Here is a 20,345-nt window from a genome sequence, read left to right on the forward strand (position 1 = left end):
ACAGTGGGATGAGAGGGGCTGACAAATCTTGTGGCTGGCTCAAATCCCCGTGGGAGCGGGCTTGCTCGCGAAGAGGTACTTACAAACAGCACATCTCTAGCGCTCTCGCGCGCCTCTCATGTTCGAAAATTTTCTTTTAGCCGTCCTTCGATGAGTTTTTTCAATCGAAGTCGACTGGCTGTGCGCGTCTTTATGGGCTACCATTTTCGCAAATGAACATTTATGTTCGATTTCCAAGACAGAAAATCAAAAGAGCCCGAGGCCAGCCGATGTCCACATCTACCTTGCGTACGCCCCCTATCGCCGAGATCTACGATGTTGCCGTGATTGGCGGCGGGATCAATGGAGTGGGGATCGCAGCGGATGCCGCCGGTCGCGGTCTTTCGGTGTTCCTTTGCGAAAAGGACGACCTGGCCAGCCACACCTCGTCGGCCAGCAGCAAGCTGATCCACGGTGGCCTGCGCTACCTCGAACACTACGAATTCCGTCTGGTGCGTGAAGCACTGGCCGAGCGCGAAGTACTGCTGGCCAAGGCGCCGCACATCGTCAAGCCGATGCGCTTCGTGCTGCCGCACCGTCCGCACCTGCGTCCGGCATGGATGATCCGCGCCGGCCTGTTCCTTTATGACAACCTCGGCAAGCGCGAAAAACTGCCGGGTTCGAAAAGCCTGAAGTTCGGCGCTGACAGCGCGCTGAAAAGTGAAATCACCAAGGGTTTCGAATACTCCGATTGCTGGGTCGATGACGCCCGCCTCGTGGTGCTGAACGCCATGGCCGCCCGGGAAAAAGGCGCCCATGTCCACACCCAGACCCGTTGCGTCAGCGCCCGCCGTGCCAAAGGCCTGTGGCACCTGAACCTGGAGCGCGCCGACGGCAGCCTGTTTTCGATCACCGCCAAAGCGCTGGTGAACGCCGCCGGCCCATGGGTCGCCAAGTTCATCCGTGACGACCTGAAGATGGAATCGCCATACGGCATTCGTCTGATTCAGGGCAGCCACATCATCGTGCCAAAACTGTACGAAGGTGATCACGCGCACATCCTGCAAAACGAAGATCAGCGCATCGTCTTCACCATTCCGTACCTGAACCACTTCACCCTGATTGGCACCACCGACCGCGAATACACTGGCGATCCGGCCAAAGTGGCGATCACCGACGGCGAAACCGACTACCTGCTCAAAGTGGTCAATGCCCACTTCAAGAAGCAGATCAGCCGAGACGACATCCAGCACAGCTACTCCGGCGTGCGCCCGCTGTGCAACGACGAATCCGACAATCCGTCAGCCGTGACCCGCGACTACACCTTGGCCCTGTCCGGCAGCGCGGAAGAAGCGCCGCTGTTGTCGGTGTTCGGCGGCAAGCTGACCACCTACCGCAAGCTCGCCGAATCGGCGATGGCCCAGTTGATGCCGTACTTCACTCAGATGCGTCCGAGCTGGACCGCCACCGCCGCCCTGCCCGGCGGTGAAGACATGACCACCCCGCAAGCCTTGAGCGCGCAGATCCGCGACAAGTTCGACTTCGTGCCAACCGAGATCGCCCGCCGCTGGGCCACCACCTACGGCAGCCGCACCTGGCGCATGCTCGAAGGTGTGGAAACCCTGGCCGACATGGGCGAACACCTCGGCGGCGGGCTCTACACCCGTGAAGTCGACTACCTGTGCAGCGAAGAATGGGCGACCACTGCGCACGACATTCTGTGGCGTCGCAGCAAACTGGGCCTGTTCACCACCCCGGCTGAGCAAGAGAAGCTGGCAGCGTACCTGGGCAAGGTCGAGCAGAACCGCAAGATTGAAGCGGCCTGATCCACTGGCCGATTGATAAGAAGCCCCTGAATCTCACGATTCAGGGGCTTTTTTATAGGTCGTACTCCCTCCCCTGCAGGCGTGAGCCTGCTCGCGATTGCAATACATCAGACACCATCCATTTGACTGACCCACCGCGATCGCGAGCAGGCTCATTCCCGCAGGGCATCGGTTATCACTGAACTGCGTTCGGTTTTCCGAACGCGACCTTCCGGTCAATTCGGATAACCGGATCAGTTTCAGCCAAAAACACCGACACAAAACTTTAATCACCTTAAAAATCAAGCGATTAGCTGGTAGCAACTGGTCTGGCACGACTCATGCTCTACACTCTCCGACGAATGCCTGCCGTGCCAACACTTCAGGAGCCGTCAGGCATTCGAAGCACAAAAGGGCCGACGAACTGGCTCCATAAAAAAAACAATTCGAGGAAAATTTGATGCGCATCGTTCCCCATATCCTGGGCGCAGCCATTGCTGCCGCTCTGATCAGCACACCAGTTTTCGCCGCCGAACTCACCGGCACCCTGAAGAAAATCAACGATTCGGGCACCATCACGCTCGCTCACCGTGACAGCTCCATCCCGTTTTCCTACATCGCGGATGCTTCCGGTAAACCCGTGGGCTACTCCCACGACATTCAAGTGGCCATCGTTGAAGCCCTGAAAAAAGACCTGAACAAGCCAGACCTGCAGGTCAAATACAACCTGGTGACCTCGCAAACCCGTATCCCGCTGATCCAGAACGGCACCGCGGATATCGAGTGCGGCTCCACCACCAACAACGCCGAACGCGCCCAGCAAGTCGACTTCACCGTCAACATCTTCGAAATCGGCACCCGTCTGCTGGTCAAGAAAGACAAGGATGGCAAGCCGTCCTACGCTGACTTTGCCGATCTGAAAGGCAAAAACGTCGTGACCACCGCCGGCACCACGTCCGAGCGCATCATCAAAGCGATGAACGCCGACAAGCAGATGGGCATGAACATCATCTCCGCCAAAGACCACGGCGAATCCTTCAACATGCTGGAAAGCGGCCGCGCCGTAGCCTTCATGATGGACGACGCCCTGCTGGCCGGTGAAGAAGCCAAGGCCAAGCAGCCGGACGACTGGGTCATCACCGGTACGCCGCAATCCTTCGAAGCCTACGCGTGCATGGTTCGTAAAGACGATCCGGCTTTCAAGAAAGCTGTCGATGACGCCATCGTCAGCCTGTACAAGTCTGGCGAGATCAACAAGATCTACAGCAAGTGGTTCGAAAGCGCGATCCCGCCAAAAGGCCTGAACCTCAAATTCCCGATGAGTGACAAGGTCAAGGATCTGATCGCCAACCCGAGCGACAAGCCGGCGCCTGACGTAAAAATCTGATTCCTGACTAACCTTATCGCCTGAGGGAGCGACCTTCCCTCAGGCGTCTGTTACTACCTGCTGGCTTTACTGTGGAACACTCGACCTGGCGGTTTTCGAGCCGATCGCGTGTGCCCGACGTTCAACGTCGGACGGGAAAGGATCTTCCCCAAGCGGGTGCTTGTACATCGATCGATTTCGAGGGGAGACCCTAATGAATTACAACTGGGACTGGGGCGTGTTCTTCAAGTCCACCGGCGTTGGCAGCGAGACGTATCTCGACTGGTACGTCACCGGTTTGGGCTGGACCATTGCCATTGCCATCGTGGCATGGATTATCGCCTTGCTGCTGGGCTCCATTCTGGGGGTCATGCGCACCGTGCCGAACCGCCTCGTATCAGGCATCGCGACCTGCTACGTCGAACTGTTTCGCAACGTGCCGCTGCTGGTTCAGCTGTTCATCTGGTACTTCCTGGTGCCCGACCTGCTGCCGCAGAACTTGCAGGACTGGTACAAGCAGGACCTCAACCCGACCACCTCGGCCTACCTGAGCGTTGTCGTGTGCCTGGGCCTGTTCACCGCCGCCCGTGTCTGCGAGCAGGTGCGCACCGGCATTCAGGCGCTGCCGCGTGGCCAGGAATCCGCTGCCCGCGCCATGGGCTTCAAGCTGCCACAGATCTACTGGAACGTGCTGCTGCCCCAGGCCTACCGCATCATCATTCCGCCGCTCACCTCCGAATTCCTCAACGTGTTCAAGAACTCCTCCGTGGCGTCCTTGATCGGCCTGATGGAACTGCTGGCGCAAACCAAACAGACCGCCGAATTCTCGGCCAACCTGTTTGAAGCCTTCACCCTGGCCACGCTGATCTACTTCACCCTGAACATGAGCCTGATGTTGCTGATGCGCCTGGTCGAGAAGAAAGTCGCGGTGCCCGGCCTGATCTCCGTGGGGGGTAAATAATGGACTTCGATTTCAGCGGCATCATCCCCGCGATCCCGGGCCTGTGGAACGGCATGGTCATGACCTTGCAGTTGATGGTCATGGGCGTGGTCGGCGGCATCGTGCTGGGGACCATCCTCGCCCTGATGCGCCTGTCGTCCAGCAAACTGCTGTCGCGCGTGGCCGGCGCCTATGTGAACTACTTCCGTTCGATCCCGCTGCTGCTGGTGATCACCTGGTTCTACCTGGCGGTACCGTTCGTGCTGCGCTGGATCACCGGAGAAGACACTCCGATCGGTGCGTTCACCTCCTGCGTCGTGGCCTTCATGATGTTCGAAGCCGCGTACTTCTGCGAAATCGTCCGGGCCGGCGTGCAGTCGATCCCCAAAGGCCAGATGGCCGCGGCGCAAGCGATGGGCATGACCTACGGCCAGACCATGCGTCTGATCATCCTGCCCCAGGCGTTCCGCAAGATGACCCCGTTGCTGCTGCAACAGTCAATCATCCTGTTCCAGGACACCTCGCTGGTCTACACCGTGGGCCTGGTGGACTTCCTCAACTCCGCCCGCTCCAGTGGCGACATCATCGGTCGTTCCAACGAGTTCCTGATCTTCGCCGGTGTCGTCTACTTCATCATCAGCTTTTCCGCCTCGCTGCTGGTCAAGCGTCTGCAAAAAAGGTTCGCCGTATGATCTCTATCAAAAACATCAACAAGTGGTATGGGGACTTCCAGGTGCTGACTGATTGCAGCACCGAGGTCAAGAAAGGCGAGGTGATCGTGGTCTGCGGCCCGTCGGGTTCGGGCAAGTCGACCCTGATCAAGTGCGTCAACGCGCTGGAGCCGTTCCAGAAGGGCGACATCGTCGTCGACGGCACCTCGATTGCCGATTCCAAGACCAACCTGCCGAAACTGCGCTCGCGCGTGGGCATGGTGTTCCAGCATTTCGAGCTGTTCCCGCACCTGACCATCACCGAAAACCTGACCATCGCGCAGATCAAGGTACTCGGCCGCAGCAAGGAAGAGGCGACCAGGAAAGGCCTGCAACTGCTCGAGCGCGTAGGTTTGTCGGCGCACGCCCACAAGCATCCGGGGCAACTGTCCGGTGGCCAGCAACAGCGTGTGGCGATTGCCCGCGCACTGGCCATGGACCCGATCGTCATGCTGTTCGACGAGCCGACCTCGGCGCTGGACCCGGAAATGGTCAACGAAGTGCTCGACGTGATGGTGCAACTGGCCCACGAAGGCATGACCATGATGTGCGTGACCCACGAAATGGGCTTTGCGCGCAAAGTGGCCGACCGCGTGATCTTCATGGACGCCGGCAAGATCATCGAAGACTGCCCGAAAGAGGAGTTCTTCGGCGACATCAGCGCCCGCTCCGAACGTGCGCAGCATTTCCTCGAGAAAATCCTGCAGCACTAAAAGCAACACACTGCTCCCCAACTGTGGGAGCGGGCTTGCTCGCGAAGAAGCCGGCACTTTCAACTGCGTTGACTGATCCAGCGCTATCGCGAGCAAGCCCGTTCCCGCATTGGATCAATGATGATCCTGAGATTTGTGTTGTGGTTGACCCAAGGCAACTGTGATGAAATGCGACCCCAATCTCTATCGCGCAGCGCCGCCATCACTTGCCGTGAAGCCCCGTCTGATTCGCCATCTGTTCCTGCCGCCACTGATCATCGTGCTGATGATCGGACTGGGTTACGCCGGCTTCTGGACCAGTGAACACTTCGGCATCCGCAGCCTCAGCGAAAGCGGCCAGCGCCAGCTGGAACTGCATGCGCGCACGGTCGAAAGCGAGATCAGCAAATACACCTACCTGCCCAGCCTGCTGGAACTGGAAACCAGTGTCCCGCAACTGCTGGCCGACCCGACCCCGGAACACCGGCAAACGGTCAACGCTTACCTCGAAGGCCTGAACCGGCGCAGCCGCAGTCGGGCGATCTACGTGATGGACACCACCGGCCGCGTGATGGCCACCAGCAACTGGCGCGACGTCGACAGTTATCTGGGTGAAGACCTGTCCTTTCGCGCCTATTTCCAGAAAGCCGTGCGCGGCGAACCCGGGCGTTTCTACGGGATCGGCAGCACCAGCGGCGAACCCGGTTACTACCTGGCCCATGGCCTGGAAGAACACGGCAAGATCATCGGCGTCGCCGTGGTCAAGGTGCGTCTCGAAGCGCTGGAGGAACGCTGGCAACGGGCGCGCCTGGAAGCCTTCGTCAGCGACGAGAACGGCATCATCATTCTTTCCAGTGATCCGGCGCGGCGCCTCAAATCCGTCGTACCGCTGAGCGACGAGACCAAGGAAAAACTCGCCCGCAGCCTGCAGTACTACTGGTTCCCGCTCAACGAACTGCAACCGCTGGCTCGCGAGACCCTGGCCGAAGGCGTGGAGAAACTGACCTTCCCCGCCAACAGCGAACTGAGCACCGACGACGACAGCATCAGCTATCTGGCGCAGACTCGGCCGCTGAGTGACACACCGTGGAATTTCACCCTGCTCACGCCGTTGCAGGACTTGCGACGCGAGGCGATCAACCAAGGCATTCTGGTGTCGGTCGCCTTCGCCCTGGTGGCGTTCCTGCTGATCGCCTGGAACGAGCGGCGCAAGGTCATCGCCACCCGCCTCGCCGCCCGCGAAGCCCTGCAGGAAGCCAACAATCAACTGGAGCGTCGGATTACCGAACGCACCACCGACCTGCGCGCCAGCAACGAACGCCTCAAGAGTCAGATTCGCGAGCGGCGCCAGGCCGAGGAAACCCTGCGCCGCGCCCAGGATGAACTGGTGCAGGCCGGCAAACTCGCGGCCATCGGCCAGATGTCGACCAGCATTGCCCATGAATTGAACCAGCCGCTGGCGGCGATGCGCACGCTGTCGGGCAACACCATTCGTTTCCTCGAACGCGGTCAGCTCGACATCGCCAGCACCAACCTCAAGACCATCAACGACCTGATCGACCGCATGGGCCGGATCACCGCCAGCCTGCGCTCGTTCGCCCGGCGCGGTGACGACAAGGGCCAGGCCAGTCTCGGCAAAGCGGTGGAGGCGGCGCTGCAATTGCTCGGGGCGCGGGTGGACAGCATGGCGCTGCAGTTGCATCGGCAGTTCATCGACGTGCAGGTGCAGATCGACCAGACTCGCCTCGAGCAGATTCTGGTCAACCTGATCGGCAACGCCCTCGACGCCATGCAGGCGCAACCCTCGCCGCAGTTGTGGCTGGAAGGTGAAGAGTTCAACGGCAAATATCGCCTGCGAGTGCGTGACAACGGCCACGGCGTCGATGCCGAAGCGCGCAAGCACCTGTTCGAACCGTTCTTCACCACCAAACCCGGCGAACAGGGTCTGGGCCTCGGCCTGACCCTCTCCGCCAGCCTCGCTGCCGCCACCGGCGGCCACCTGGGTGTAGAACACCCGGCCAGCGGTGGCACCACCTTCGTCCTCAGTTTACCGTTGGTAAGCCCTATTCCTGCCGAGCCAATATGAACCACGACCTTAGTGTGCTGATCGTCGAAGACGACCCCCATGTGCTGCTCGGCTGTCAGCAGGCACTGACCCTGGAAGACATCCCCTGCATCGGCGTCGGCAGTGCCGAAGAAGCGCTGGAGCGGGTCGGCGACAACTTCGCCGGCATTGTCATCAGCGACATCCGTCTGCCCGGCATCGATGGCCTGGAACTGCTGACCCGCCTCAAGCAACGCGACCGCAGCCTGCCGGTGGTGTTGATCACCGGCCACGGCGACATCTCCATGGCCGTCGGCGCGATGCAGAAAGGCGCGTACGACTTCATGGAAAAACCCTTCTCGCCTGAGCGTCTGGTGGACGTGGCCCGGCGTGCGCTGGAGCAGCGCAGCCTCGCCCGGGAAGTCTCCTCGCTGCGGCGACAACTGGCCGAACGCGATTCTCTTGAGGGCCGCATCATCGGCCGTTCGCCAGCGATGCAGAACCTGCGCGAGCTGATTGCCAACGTCGCCGACACCTCGGCCAACGTGCTGATCGAAGGCGAAACCGGCACCGGCAAGGAACTGGTCGCGCGTTGCCTGCACGACTTCAGCCGCCGCCACACCAAGCAGTTCGTCGCGCTGAACTGCGGCGGCCTGCCGGAAAACCTCTTCGAAAGCGAGATCTTCGGCCACGAGGCCAACGCCTTCACTGGCGCTGGCAAGCGGCGCATCGGCAAGATCGAACACGCCGACGGCGGCACGCTGTTCCTCGACGAAGTGGAAAGCATGCCGCTGCCGTTGCAGATCAAATTGCTGCGCGTCTTGCAGGAACGCACCCTCGAACGCCTCGGTTCGAACCAGAGCGTGGCGGTGGATTGCCGAGTGATTGCAGCGACCAAGTCCGACCTCGACGAGGCGAGCAAGGCCGGTGAGTTCCGTAGCGACTTGTACTACCGCCTCAACGTGGTAACCCTGGAATTACCGCCACTGCGCGAGCGTCGCGAAGACATCCTGCAGCTGTTCGAACACTTTACCCAGCAGTCGGCGCTGCGTTTCGACCGGGTGTTGCCGGATCTGGACAACCAGACCCTGTCGAACCTGATGAGCCACGATTGGCCGGGCAACGTGCGTGAACTGCGCAACGTCGCCGAGCGCTTCGCCCTTGGCCTGCCAGCGTTCAAGAAATCCGGCGCCAGCAGTGGCGGCCAGGGCCTGGCGTTCGCCGAAGCGGTGGAAGCGTTCGAGCGCAATCTGCTCAACGACGCCCTGCAGCGCAGCGGCGGCAACCTGACTCAGGCCAGCCTGGAACTGGGCATGGCCAAGACCACGCTGTTCGACAAAGTGAAAAAGTACGGGTTGAGCCACTGATGGATCTGATTCTCAAAGCCGCCCTTGGCGCGGCAGTGGTGGTGATTCTCGCCGCGCTGTCGAAAACCCGAAACTATTACATCGCCGGGCTGGTGCCGCTGTTTCCGACCTTTGCCCTGATCGCCCACTACATCGTCGGCAAGAGCCGCTCGATCGACGATCTGAAGGCGACCATCGTGTTTGGCATGTGGTCGATCATTCCGTACTTCATCTATCTGGCGACGCTGTACGTGATGGTTGACCGGATGCGGCTGGAGGCCTCACTCGCGGTGGCGGTTGTCGCTTGGTTGATCGCGGCAACCGTGCTGGTCTCGGTCTGGGTACGCCTGCACGCCTGAAGCAGCGGCTGGCCCGTCCCTTGCATTTACCCCCAAAGCCCTGCCCGGCTGGCGCTCATGATCGATGAGGCCGGTGTCTGGCAGGGTCTGCCAAGGGTGAATAGCGACCTTGAACATTTTAGATCTCGACCACAGCCTGACTGCCCAGGCGCCCATTGCGCGACTGCTCGACAGTGGCCGTGCCAAACGCCTGGACCTGCTCGACCTCGGCCCGAAACTCAGGCTCTGGTCCAGCGAACGCACCTGGCGGCGTTTTGCCGAACGCTTGCAGCAACGGCCGCGGCACAGCGGCCCGACGCCGGAAATCTTCTTCGTCGGCTCCGGTGATTATCATCACCTGACCCCGGCGTTTCTCACCGACCTGCCCGAGCCGGTCAGCCTGATCCACTTCGACAACCACCCCGACTGGGTGCGTTTCGCGCCGCGCCGGCATTGCGGTTCATGGGTCAATCAGGCGCTGAAACTGCCGAACATCCGCCGCATCGTGACCCTGGGCCCCTGCAGCGATGACCTGCAAAACCCGCAGTTGAAGGGCGCTAACCTCGCGGCCCTCAGACGTGGGGTTCTGCAGCTGTTTCCGTGGCAGCACGCGCCCTCCAAAGTCTGGGGACGCATCGGTGACGGCGCCGGGCATGCACAGCAGGAAAACATGCTGCACTGGCACAACCTGTCGCAAGTAGACTGGCCCCGGTTCCTCGACAACATGATTGCCAGCCTGCCGACCGATGCGGTGTGGATCACCATCGACAAAGACGTGCTCGCCAGCGAAGACGCCGCGACCAATTGGGATCAGGGCGGCATGCGCCTGAGCCATATGCTCCAGGCCCTGCGCGCGCTGGCGGCGAGCAAGCGCATCATCGGCATCGACATCTGCGGCGAGTACGCCCGACCGGCCTTCAGCAACCTGCTCAAACGCTGGGAGGCGAAGACCGACCAGCCACCGGCCGAGCGCTGGAGCGACGCCGATATCCTGCGCAATTCGGCGACCAATCAAGCCTTGATCGAGCTGTTCGAGGAGCTGTTTCCATGACGTTCACCGTGATTGTGCTGGTCGCCCTGTCCATCGTTCTGGACGTGGTTGGCCAGCTCTGTTTCAAACTGGGCCTGGACCGGATACCGGAGCTGGAAGGTGGTTTTCGCCTTCAGCTTTTCTGGGGTCAGGTGTTCAACGCGCCGCTGCTGTGGGCCGGGATCGGTGCTTACGCTGTGGAGTTTTTCGTCTGGCTCGCAGCCCTGTCGCGGGCACCGCTGAGCCTGCTGTTTCCGGCAGCGGCACTGGCTTATTGCGGTGTGGTGCTGGCAGGCAAACTGGTGCTCGGTGAAACCGTCAGCCGGCGGCGCTGGATGGGCACTCTGGTGATTACGGCGGGCGTCATGCTCGTGTGTGCCGGCCATGTCTGAAGTTCGCCTGGAACTGCAAAGGAACGACGCGATGCATTGGCTGCACGGGCGCCTGGGCACCGTTGTGCTTTGGGCGCTGCTGATTATTCTGGAAAGTGGCGGGCAGATCGCAAGCAAGGTCGGCGGCGATCAGTTGGGCCAGGTCGACTTCACCTTGCAATGGCTGCAAGGCATCATCATGACGCCCGGCGTGTGGGTGGCGATTGCCTGCTACATCGGCGCGTTTTTCGTCTGGATGCTGATCCTGCGACGCAGCAGCCTGTCACTGGCGTTCCCCTTGAGCTCGCTGGTATTTGTCGGTGTGCTGCTGGGGTCGTGGCTGGGGCTGGGCGAGCAGATCAGCCTGCTGCACTGGGTTGGCGTGGCAGTGATCATGGGTGGGATTGCCCTGCTTGCCGAAGGCGAAGAGCACTAAACGCAATGACCGGTAAACCGCTCCCGGCGAGAGCGGTTTACCGGCGGGATCAATCCTTGCGGTGATCCAGCAGAAAACCCAACCCGTGCGCCAGCGCAATATCTTTCACTCCCGCCTCCTGCTGCTGCCGCGCAATCTGCCGGTGATAAGCCTTGACCTGCGTCCAGTGCATTTTCGGCCGATAGTGGTGCTCGGCGTGATAGCCGTTGTTCATCCACAACAGGTTATACAACGGACTGTAGGCACTCACGCCCCAGGCGATCGGCAAGTCCGGGTTGCCGCCAAAATGCTCGTAATAGCCATTGAGCGACGACAGCGCCTGGCCCAGATACCAGAACGGCAGCAGCACCAGCACCGCTTGCCAGTCGTACACCGCCAGCAGCAGATAAAACGCCACCGTCATATAGATTTCGACCTGAACCCAGCGCGCATCCTTCGGGCGTTTGCGGCGCATTTGGGCGTAGATCGGTTTGGGATCGTCGCGAAAAAAACTCAGAAAGGTGTAAGACCAGGGATTCTCCGGCTGACCGTTCTTGCCGCGCAGATAAATCGACAGCGGATCAATGGTCTTGCCATCCGCCCCCGGCCGATCCGAGTTGCCCCGATGGTGCCGGTTGTGGATATCGCGATAGAGGGTTTGCGAAAAACCGATGGTCAGCGACAACAGCAGGTCGAACGCCCGGTTCATCCACCCCGCAGTGAAATAGGCGTTGTGGATCTGGTTGTGGGAAATGCTGTTGATGCTCCACGACAGGCTGATCGCATAGCCCAGCGCCAGCGGCACAAACGCCCACCAGGACAGGTCGTGAAAGGCCGCAACCAGCCACAGGACGAAAGCGAAATGGGCCAGGCCCAAAGTGATGGGGATCAAATCCCACAACGAATGAGCCAGCAGACGGTAAGCAGGGCGAGCCATGAAGAACATCCTGAAGGAATGGATTCGACATGGCTGTCTGCAAACCGCAGACCAATTCGCCCGCGCGCGTAATCAGTCGAACTTGTAGGCGATGGCCGCCTGCACTTCGCCCTGATTGGTATCGCCCACCGCTTTGACGATGCTGCTGTCCGCCGCCGAACGGGTCAGGTGAATCCAGCTCGCGCTGGTGACCAGCGACCAGTGTGGCGCCAGGGGAAATTCGAAGCTCTGGGTCAGCGCCACGTTCTGCAAACCGCCGCCGGCGTTGTACGCGCGGATGCCCGAGGCCTGCGCCTCGCGATCACTGACACCAAAGAAGGTCTGGGTGCCCTGCGCATCGGCAAAATGCGCGGTCAGGTTGCTGCTGCCGATCACCCCGCCGCCCAGTGGATAGCCAATTTCACCGCCCACTTTGCCAAACACGCCGCCCTGCCCGCTGCCACCGCCGACGGCCTGGCCAACGAAGGCGAATACGCGCCAGAAATCGGCCGGAGCGTATTGCACGAAGCCGCCAGCCTCGGCCATGTCGGGCACATCACGCAGGCCGCGCAACTCGCCGTTGGCGGTGCGCCCGGACAAGTAATTCAGATACGGCCCGGCACTGAAACCATTGGTTTTCAAGGCACTCCAGGTCAGGCCATCGTCAGTCCCGAGGCTGACATCGCCCCAGTCCAGATCCAGATACGGGATCGGCCGGGTTTCATAACGGCTGCCGGTCGGATCATGGGGTTGATATCCCACCCCGATTCCTGCTTCACCTGTAATGCCATCCGCCAGTGCGGCCCCGGAAAAGCAGGCCAGTGCGCTCAATAACGCCAGTGTCTTCCTCTGCATGAGGTCATTCCTTTTCTGAACTTGCGCGCATCAATCCCCGGATAGAGCCCTTGGCGCAAGCACTCATGTTGTTTGTAGCAAGCTACAAAAATTGTAGCTCCACTTTACGAAAACCGCGCATCGCCCCCGCCAGCACGGGGCTTTGGCCAATTGGCACAGTCCCTGCTCCCACCCTTGCCAGGCGCAGACCGCGCACCCTGACAACTGCCTCGACCCTACAGGTACTGCAGATGATTGACTGGCATATCGTGTGTGATTTCGACGGGACCATCACCCGTACCGATGTGATCGACAGCATCCTTGAACGCTTCGCTGACCCGAGCTGGGAAGCCATCGAAAACGAATGGCTGGAGGGCAGGATCGGGTCCCGTGAATGCCTAAGCCGTCAGTTGGCGCTGATCAAGGCCACGCCTGCGCAATTGCTCGAATTTTTCGACAGCATCGAGATCGATCCCGACTTCCCTGATTTCGTCGACCACGTGATCGGCCTCGGCGCTTCGCTGGAAGTGGTCAGCGACGGCATCGAGCAAGGCATCGCACGGATCCTCGCGCGCAACTACGTGACCCTGCTGCCGATCCTCGCCAACCGCCTGCGGCAGATCGACCACGACAAGTGGCGCATCGACTTCCCTTATGCCAGCGACGCCTGCCGCGCCGCGTCCGGCAACTGCAAATGCAAGTCCACCCCCAGCAGCAAACGCGTGCTGGTGATCGGTGACGGCCAATCCGACATGTGCGTGGCCTCCACCGCCGACTTCGTATTCGCCAAGGATCGCCTGGCCGAGCACTGCGAGCGCAACGGCATTGCCTACGCGCGCTTCGACAGCTTCGCCGAACTGCCCCAACTGCTGGCCCGCCTGCCTCTGGCCCCGGCTGCCAACGCCGTTTCTTTCAGCACCGAATCCACTTCTGAAGCACAGGAAACCCTGCACCATGTCTGATATCCGCATTGCGACAGCCGAAGACCAGGTCCTTCTGGAAAAAGAAGCCAAATACTGCTCCTACGGCGACACCGTTCACTACATCGAACCGCCGCGCATCTTCAGCCGCTGCGAGGGCTCCTACGTCTGGGACACCGAAGATCAGGCCTACCTCGATCTGCAGATGTGGTACTCGGCAGTCAACTTCGGTTACGCCAACCCGCGCCTGAACAACGCGCTGAAACAACAGATCGACACCCTGCCGCAGATTGCCAGCCAGTACCTGCACAAGGGCAAGATCGAGCTGTCGGAAATGATCGCGGTCGATGCCAAGAACAAGTTCGGTCTCGACGGCCGCGTGCACTTCAACGTCGGCGGCTCGCAGTCGATCGAGGACTCGCTGAAAGTCGTGCGCAACGCCACCAACGGCAAGAGCCTGATGTTCGCCTTTGAAGGCGGCTACCACGGGCGCACCCTCGGTGCTTCGTCGATCACCTCCAGCTACCGCTATCGCCGCCGCTACGGCCACTTCGGCGAGCGTGCGCAGTTCATCCCGTTCCCGTATCACTTCCGCGGCCCGAAAGGCATGACCAAAGAAGAGTACGGCAGCCACTGCGTGCAGCAATTCGCACGGTTGTTCGAGACCGAATACAACGGCGTCTGGGACCCGAAAGTCGGCCAGAGCGAATACGCAGCCTTCTACGTCGAGCCGATCCAGGGCACCGGCGGCTACGTGATTCCCCCGATGAACTTCTACAGCGAACTCAAGCACGTGCTCGACCAGCACGGCATCCTGATGGTCGTTGATGAAATCCAGATGGGTTTCTATCGCACCGGCAAGCTGTGGTCGATCGAGCACTTCGACGTCAAACCCGACGTGATCGTCTTCGGCAAAGCGCTGACCAACGGCCTCAACCCGCTGGGCGGCATCTGGGCCCGCGAAGAGCTGATCAACCCGAAAGTGTTCCCGCCAGGCTCGACCCACTCCACTTTCGCCTCCAACCCGTTGGGCACGGCGGTGGGCCTGGAAATGTTCAAGATGACCAGCGAAGTCGATTACGGCGCAATGGTCATGGCCAAGGGCAAATACTTCCTCGACGGCCTGCAGGACCTGAAAAAACGCTACCCGATCATTGGCGATGTCGACGGTCTGGGCCTGGCGCTGCGCTGCGAGATCTGCACCGAAGACGGTTTCACTCCGGACAAGGCCACGCTCGACTTCATGGTCGAGGAAGGCATGAAGGGCGACATCGAAATCGACGGCCGCCGTCTGGGCCTGATCCTCGATGTGGGCGGCTACTACAAGAACGTCATCACCCTCGCGCCGTCGCTGGAAATCAGCTACCCGGAAATCGATCTGGGCCTGGCCCTGCTCGATCGCCTTCTGCATCGGGCGATGAAACGATGATCGACTCTGAGATCGACATGGGCGAAGGCAACGCCGGTTTCGTTCTCGGCAGTGGCGAGGTCGCGGTGTTGTTGATCCACGGCCTCACCGGCACCCCGACGGAACTGCGTCGGGTGGCCGTGGGCCTGGCGAAAGCCGGGCACACGGTCTACGTGCCGACCCTGGCGGGGCACTGCGGCGGCAATGCCGACCTGCAGGCCACTGGCTGGCGCGACTGGTACGAAAGCGCGCGCAACACCTTCGTTGGCGTGCGCCGCAAGCACCGCAAGGTCTACGTCGGTGGTTTGTCCATGGGCGCGGTGCTGTCGATGTACCTGGCGGCCGAACACCCGGGGCAGATCGAGGGCTTGCTGCTGTACTCGACGACCCTGCGTTACGACGGCTGGAGCATCAACAAACTGGCATTCCTTACCCCGTTGCTGATGAAAATCCCGTTCGGCGTGCACTTGTGCAGCTTCGAGGAAAAACCGCCTTATGGCATCAAGAACGAGCGCCTGCGCGCCATCGTCGAACGCCAGATGAAGGAGGGCCAAAGCAGCCAGGCCGGATTGCTCACCATGGAAGGCGTCACGGTACGCGAACTGCACCGGCTCAACGCCGTGGTGAAAAAAAGCATGCCGTCGATCACCACGCCGGCGCTGGTGCTGCATTCCATCGAGGACGACATCACCAGCCGCTGGAATGCCGATTACGTCGAACGCAAACTCGGCGGACCGGTGACCAAAGTGTTGCTCGATGACTGCTATCACATGATCACCGTGGATTTGCAGTACCGCCGTGTCGTGGAATTGAGCGCCGATTTCATCCAGCGTGGCGTGATGCCGCCGCTCGCTGATCCCGGAGTCTCGCCGCTGGAAACCCGGCAACTGGCTTGAGCAGTCGCCGCCGTCCGTATCAATGCGACTCGCCGACACAAGGAACCGACGTGATCACCGCTCAAGCCTTTTCAACCATCGAAGCAATCGATCGCTCTGACTGGAATGACTGCTTCGCCGATGAGCTGGAAGACTGGGATTACTACCGCGCGGTCGAACGGGCGGGGATTGACGGTTTTCACTGGCGGTATCTGACCCTGCACGAAGACGGCCGGCTGATCGCGGCGGCCGTGGCGTTCACCACCGCCTACTCGCTGGACACCACGCTGCAGGGCACGGGCAAACGCGTCAGCCAATGGCTGCGTCGGCGCCTGCCCGGGCTGTTCGACATTCGCCTGTATGCCCTCGGCTCGCCCGTGGCCGAGCAATGCCATGTGGGTACGGCATCGCACGTTGATCAGGCTCAGCGCCCCTCGTTCCTCGCGCAATTGCTGGCGCTGGCGAAACAGGACGCCGATCAGCTCGGCATCGGCCTGTTCGCGGTCAAGGATGCCTCGCATCGCGATCCCCAGTGGCTCAAGGTGTGCCGCCAGGCCGGTTTGCAAAGCATGCCGGGCCTGCCCGGCGCCGAGTTGCCGATCAGTTTCGCCTCGGTGGATGCGTACCTGGGCAGCCTGGGTAAATCAACGCGCAAGGACCTGCGCCGAACCTTGCGCAACCACGGCCCGCGCATCGAATGGCGACGTTCGGTGCACGACTTGCTGCCACGGATGATGGAACTCTACGAAGCCACCCTCGCACGCAGTGACCTGGCCTTCGAATGCCTGCCAGCGGCGTACTTTCGCGAAGTGCTCAATCACCTCGATGAGCGGGCAGCGTGCGTGCTCTACTGGGTCGGTGACGAACTGGTGGCGTTCAATCTGGTGCTGCTCGACGGGCGTCGGATGGTCGACAAGTTCTTTGCCCACGATCTGGCCCGTACACGCCAGTACAACCTGTATACCCGTAGCTGGCTGTTCAATGTCGACTACTGTATTGAACACAAACTGGCGATCTACGCATGCGGACAGGCCGGCTATGCCAGTAAGCTGCGCCTGGGTTGCTCGTTTGTCGGTAACACGGTGTTCTTCCGCCACCGCAATCCATTGGTCGACCGACTGTTGAGACTGGTGAAAATGTTTGTTCGACCGGATCGCTCCGACCCTGCCATGGCTGCTGCAATAAGCGAAATCCAATGATCAATGACCGACGCGCCACGCCCCGACCTTTCGCCCTCTCAGGCTGGAGCCTGCAACGCAAACTGGTGCTCGCGTTCTGGCTGGTGAGCGTGATTCCGACCATGATCGCCGCGGAGCTGGCGGCCACCACGCTGTCGCAGATCTTCGACAGCAACGTGCGTATCTGGCTGCAGGAATCCTCGAAGATCGTCGAGGACGAAATCAGTGAAATCCTGCGCGAAAACGCCCGCGCCGCGAAGTTGTTCATGCGCCACACTCGCCCGCCCACCGATCGCCAGTCCGCCAGGCACGACAAACTGACCGCCGACATCGCCGACTCCATGGGCATCGATGTGGTGACGCTGATCCGCAACAGCGATAACAAAGTGGTGTTCAGTACCGCCGACGACAACATCGTCAGTCAGATCAGCACCGCGCCCAAGGCCGTACTGCAGACCCTGCAAGTCGCCGGCGTGGCCACCGGCACGGTGATTTCAACCTTCGAAACCGACCAGGGCGGGGTCGACTACAAGCTGATCATCGGCACTTATCTGGACAACAGTTTTCTGACCAGCGTGGCCGATGTGCACTCGCTGGATCTGCGTCTGTACCTGGCCAAGGGCGATGACTTTTCGGAGATTTTCTCGACCCAGCGCTTCCAGGATCACCCCTCGCAAGTGCCGAAGAAAATCGAGCAGACCCTGCGCGAAACCAAAGGCCCGTTCGAACAATTCACCAATAACTACAGCGGTATCTACCGCCCGATCTTCAACGAAAACGGCCAGCTGCAAGGGGTGATCTTCAGCGGTCTGCTGCGCCACACCAGCCTCGTCGGCCTGGTTAATCAGAGCAACCTGTTCATCCTGATTTTCCTGCTCAGCTCGGCGGCGTCACTGGCGGTCGGCTGGCTGGTTTCGCAGCGTCTGACCAAACCGTTGCGTGGGCTGGCCAGAGGCGTACAAGCAGTGATCGCAGGCGATTACCATCAGCGCCTGCGCGTGAATGGCGGCGACGAACTGGCAGAACTGAGCAGCACTTTCAACCACATGAGCGAGCGTCTGGAAGAGTTGCAGCATCTGGAGTCGCAACTGCGCCGCCGCGATCGCCTGCATGCACTGGGTGAAGTCGCCATGGGCCTGGCCCATGAAATCCGCAACCCGCTGGGCATCATCAAGACCGCCACGCAACTGCTGCATCGACGTGCTGACCTGCCGGAAACCGACAAGCGTCATCTCGAATACGTGGTCAAGGAAGTCAGCCGCATCAACGACCTGATCACCGAGTTCCTCGACTTCGCCAAACCCAGCGCGCCGATCCGTGCCACCCAGTCAGCCCGTGCACTGGTGGATGAACTGGCCGGGTTCTGCGAGCCGGAACTGGCTAGCCACAACATCGACCTGCACATCGACGATCAGGCACCCGGCGCCACGCTCTACGCCGACGCCAAGCAGCTGAAACAGGCCGGCCTGAACCTGATCGTCAACGCCATCGACGCGATGCCCGACGGCGGGCGCCTGACCCTGAGCATCGCCGGCGATGCCAAATACACCATCATCAGCGTTGCGGACACCGGCCAGGGGATTGAGGCCGACATGCTCGAACGGATCTTCACCCCGTTCGTCACCACCAAGGCCTCGGGCACCGGCCTGGGGCTGGCGAAAGTGTTTTCGGTCATGGAAAACCACAACGGGCGCGTCGAGTGCGTCAGCGAAAAAGATGCCGGCGCCACCTTCAGCCTGTACATTCCGGCCAATGGCGAGGATTTCGACGAGACCGACGATGACGCATAACATTCTGGTGGTGGACGACGAACCGAAACTCTGTGACCTGCTGGCCTCGGCCCTCGGTCAGAACGGCATCAGCGTGTTCACCGCCGGCAATGGCCTGCATGCGCTCAAGGTGCTGGAGAGCGAAGACATCGACCTGCTCATCAGCGACTGGCGCATGCCCGGCATGGGGGGCCCGCAGTTGCTGGCGGAAGTGAAAACCCGCTATCCACAGATGCCGGTGATTGTCATGACCGCCTACAGCACGGTTAAAAATGCCGTGGAATCGATGCGCAACGGCGCGTTCGATTACATCGCCAAGCCGTTCGACATCGACGAACTGGACATCACCGTCAGCAAGGCCCTGCAGTTTCGCGACATCCTCAAAGACAACCAGCGCATGCGCGCCGAACTCGACGAACATCAGCAGATCGACAGCCTGATCGGCGACAGCCCGAGTTTCCGCAGCGTGCTGCAGGCGGTGGACTCGGTGCGTGAGAGCACTGCGACCGTGCTGCTCAGCGGCGAAAGCGGCACCGGCAAGGAAATGGTCGCCCGGGCCATCCACAAACATGGCAATCGCGCCGACAAACCGTTCGTTGCAGTGAACTGCGCGGCGATTCCCGAGGGGCTGCTCGAAAGCGAGATGTTCGGCCACCGCAAAGGCGCGTTCACCGGCGCCGTGGCTGATCGCATCGGGCGTTTTCAGCAGGCCGACAAAGGCACGCTGTTTCTTGATGAGATCGGCGAAATGCCGCTGGCGCTGCAGGCGAAAATCCTCCGTGCCCTGCAGGAACGGGTGATCGAGCCGGTGGGCGATACCAAGGAACGCAAAGTCGATGTGCGGGTGATTGCCGCCACCAATAAAGACCTGCTGCAAGCGGTGGCCAACAAGGAGTTTCGCGAGGACCTCTACTACCGCCTCAACGTCTTTCCCATTCCCCTGCCGGCGCTGCGCGAACGGGTCGAGGACATCGCGCCGCTGGCCCGGCATTTCGCCCTCACGCTGGGCGCCGCCGCCGGCAAGCGCATCAGCGGTTTCAGCGCGCAAGCCTTGCAGGCCATGACCCGCTATTCATGGCCGGGCAACATTCGTGAACTGCAGAACTGCGTGGAACGGGCGACCATCGTTGCGTCCGCCAACATCATCGAAGAGCAGGACCTGCCGGCGTACCTGTTCGCCGCGCAAGCCTCCGACAGCAGTGGCCCGCTGAGCGAAATCAACGGTGTGCCGGCGGATCTGGACGCGGCGCTGGCCGAAGTCGAGAAAGCCTATATTCTCGCGGCCCTGCAACAGAGCAACGGCGTCCAGGCCGCCGCTGCGCAGTTGATCGGGATCTCCGAGCGCAGCTTCTGGTATCGCCTGAAGAAGCTCGGGATCCACGTCGACAAGATCGTGCGTTGAGGCTGGG

General features: G+C 61.0%; 19 protein-coding genes. 17 read left to right on the forward strand and 2 right to left on the reverse strand.

Annotated features, from left to right (window positions below):
* The first annotated feature begins 269 nt into the window (after positions 1–269).
* The 11 genes from glpD to U862_RS0122045 all read left to right on the forward strand — a co-directional run bounded on the left by glpD (position 270) and on the right by U862_RS0122045 (position 11,057).
* On the forward strand, positions 270–1,805 hold the full coding sequence (gene glpD, locus U862_RS0121995) for a glycerol-3-phosphate dehydrogenase (RefSeq protein WP_025112389.1): 1,536 nt from the start codon (positions 270–272) through the stop codon (positions 1,803–1,805).
* Positions 1,806–2,244: 439 nt separating this feature from the next.
* A complete protein-coding gene (locus U862_RS0122000; RefSeq protein WP_025112390.1) occupies positions 2,245–3,171 on the forward strand; it encodes a glutamate/aspartate ABC transporter substrate-binding protein in 927 nt (308 codons plus the stop codon).
* A gap of 193 nt (positions 3,172–3,364) precedes the next feature.
* Complete coding sequence (locus U862_RS0122005; RefSeq protein WP_025112391.1) at positions 3,365–4,111, forward strand: amino acid ABC transporter permease; 747 nt, start codon at positions 3,365–3,367, stop codon at positions 4,109–4,111.
* Positions 4,111–4,782 (forward strand): amino acid ABC transporter permease, encoded by a 672-nt coding sequence (locus U862_RS0122010; protein ID WP_003227756.1) that lies wholly within the window; start codon positions 4,111–4,113, stop codon positions 4,780–4,782. The genes U862_RS0122005 and U862_RS0122010 overlap by 1 nt, the downstream gene beginning before the upstream one ends.
* Positions 4,779–5,513 carry an amino acid ABC transporter ATP-binding protein gene (locus U862_RS0122015; protein ID WP_025112392.1) on the forward strand — a complete coding sequence of 245 codons (735 nt, stop codon included), beginning with the start codon at positions 4,779–4,781 and terminating at the stop codon, positions 5,511–5,513. The genes U862_RS0122010 and U862_RS0122015 overlap by 4 nt, the downstream gene beginning before the upstream one ends.
* A 163-nt stretch (positions 5,514–5,676) precedes the next feature.
* Positions 5,677–7,578, forward strand: a complete 1,902-nt coding sequence (locus tag U862_RS0122020; RefSeq protein WP_025112393.1) for a sensor histidine kinase — start codon at positions 5,677–5,679, stop codon at positions 7,576–7,578.
* The gene (locus U862_RS0122025; RefSeq protein WP_025112394.1) at positions 7,575–8,903 is read left to right on the forward strand and encodes a sigma-54 dependent transcriptional regulator; all 1,329 of its coding nucleotides are present in this window, start codon (positions 7,575–7,577) and stop codon (positions 8,901–8,903) included. Before U862_RS0122020 ends, U862_RS0122025 begins: the two co-directional genes overlap by 4 nt.
* 8 nt (positions 8,904–8,911) lie before the next feature.
* Positions 8,912–9,241, forward strand: a complete 330-nt coding sequence (locus U862_RS0122030) for a GlpM family protein (protein ID WP_177327362.1) — start codon at positions 8,912–8,914, stop codon at positions 9,239–9,241.
* A 109-nt stretch (positions 9,242–9,350) separates the two neighbouring features.
* Positions 9,351–10,271 carry an arginase gene (locus U862_RS0122035; protein ID WP_025112396.1) on the forward strand — a complete coding sequence of 307 codons (921 nt, stop codon included), beginning with the start codon at positions 9,351–9,353 and terminating at the stop codon, positions 10,269–10,271.
* A complete protein-coding gene (locus tag U862_RS0122040; RefSeq protein WP_025112397.1) occupies positions 10,268–10,642 on the forward strand; it encodes a transporter in 375 nt (124 codons plus the stop codon). Before U862_RS0122035 ends, U862_RS0122040 begins: the two co-directional genes overlap by 4 nt.
* A complete protein-coding gene (locus U862_RS0122045) occupies positions 10,635–11,057 on the forward strand; it encodes a transporter (protein ID WP_049828034.1) in 423 nt (140 codons plus the stop codon). Before U862_RS0122040 ends, U862_RS0122045 begins: the two co-directional genes overlap by 8 nt.
* A gap of 49 nt (positions 11,058–11,106) precedes the next feature.
* Here U862_RS0122045 and U862_RS0122050 read toward each other — a convergent pair whose 3' ends face one another.
* Both U862_RS0122050 and U862_RS0122055 read right to left on the reverse strand, forming a co-directional pair.
* Complete coding sequence (locus U862_RS0122050) at positions 11,107–11,973, reverse strand: fatty acid desaturase (protein WP_025112399.1); 867 nt, start codon at positions 11,971–11,973, stop codon at positions 11,107–11,109.
* Between the two features lie 72 nt (positions 11,974–12,045).
* On the reverse strand, positions 12,046–12,807 hold the full coding sequence (locus tag U862_RS0122055) for a MipA/OmpV family protein (protein WP_025112400.1): 762 nt from the start codon (positions 12,805–12,807) through the stop codon (positions 12,046–12,048).
* A 230-nt stretch (positions 12,808–13,037) separates the two neighbouring features.
* Between U862_RS0122055 and U862_RS0122060 the strand changes: the two genes are divergently transcribed.
* Genes U862_RS0122060 through U862_RS0122085 form a run of 6 tightly spaced genes read left to right on the forward strand, consistent with a single transcriptional unit; the run spans position 13,038 to position 20,338 of the window.
* Entirely contained in the window at positions 13,038–13,748 is a 711-nt protein-coding gene (locus U862_RS0122060) for an HAD-IB family phosphatase (protein ID WP_025112401.1), read from the forward strand.
* Positions 13,741–15,135 carry an aspartate aminotransferase family protein gene (locus U862_RS0122065; RefSeq protein ID WP_025112402.1) on the forward strand — a complete coding sequence of 465 codons (1,395 nt, stop codon included), beginning with the start codon at positions 13,741–13,743 and terminating at the stop codon, positions 15,133–15,135. The genes U862_RS0122060 and U862_RS0122065 overlap by 8 nt, the downstream gene beginning before the upstream one ends.
* Positions 15,132–16,010 carry a carboxylesterase gene (locus U862_RS0122070; protein WP_025112403.1) on the forward strand — a complete coding sequence of 293 codons (879 nt, stop codon included), beginning with the start codon at positions 15,132–15,134 and terminating at the stop codon, positions 16,008–16,010. The genes U862_RS0122065 and U862_RS0122070 overlap by 4 nt, the downstream gene beginning before the upstream one ends.
* Positions 16,011–16,060: 50 nt before the next feature.
* Positions 16,061–17,188: a GNAT family N-acetyltransferase gene (locus tag U862_RS0122075; protein ID WP_025112404.1), complete on the forward strand. Its 1,128-nt coding sequence runs from the start codon at positions 16,061–16,063 to the stop codon at positions 17,186–17,188.
* Complete coding sequence (locus tag U862_RS0122080; RefSeq protein WP_025112405.1) at positions 17,185–18,957, forward strand: ATP-binding protein; 1,773 nt, start codon at positions 17,185–17,187, stop codon at positions 18,955–18,957. Before U862_RS0122075 ends, U862_RS0122080 begins: the two co-directional genes overlap by 4 nt.
* Entirely contained in the window at positions 18,947–20,338 is a 1,392-nt protein-coding gene (locus U862_RS0122085; protein ID WP_025112406.1) for a sigma-54 dependent transcriptional regulator, read from the forward strand. Before U862_RS0122080 ends, U862_RS0122085 begins: the two co-directional genes overlap by 11 nt.
* Positions 20,339–20,345: the final 7 nt, after the last annotated feature.

This window comes from Pseudomonas sp. H1h (assembly GCF_000633255.1).
Taxonomy (GTDB): Bacteria; Pseudomonadota; Gammaproteobacteria; order Pseudomonadales; family Pseudomonadaceae; genus Aquipseudomonas.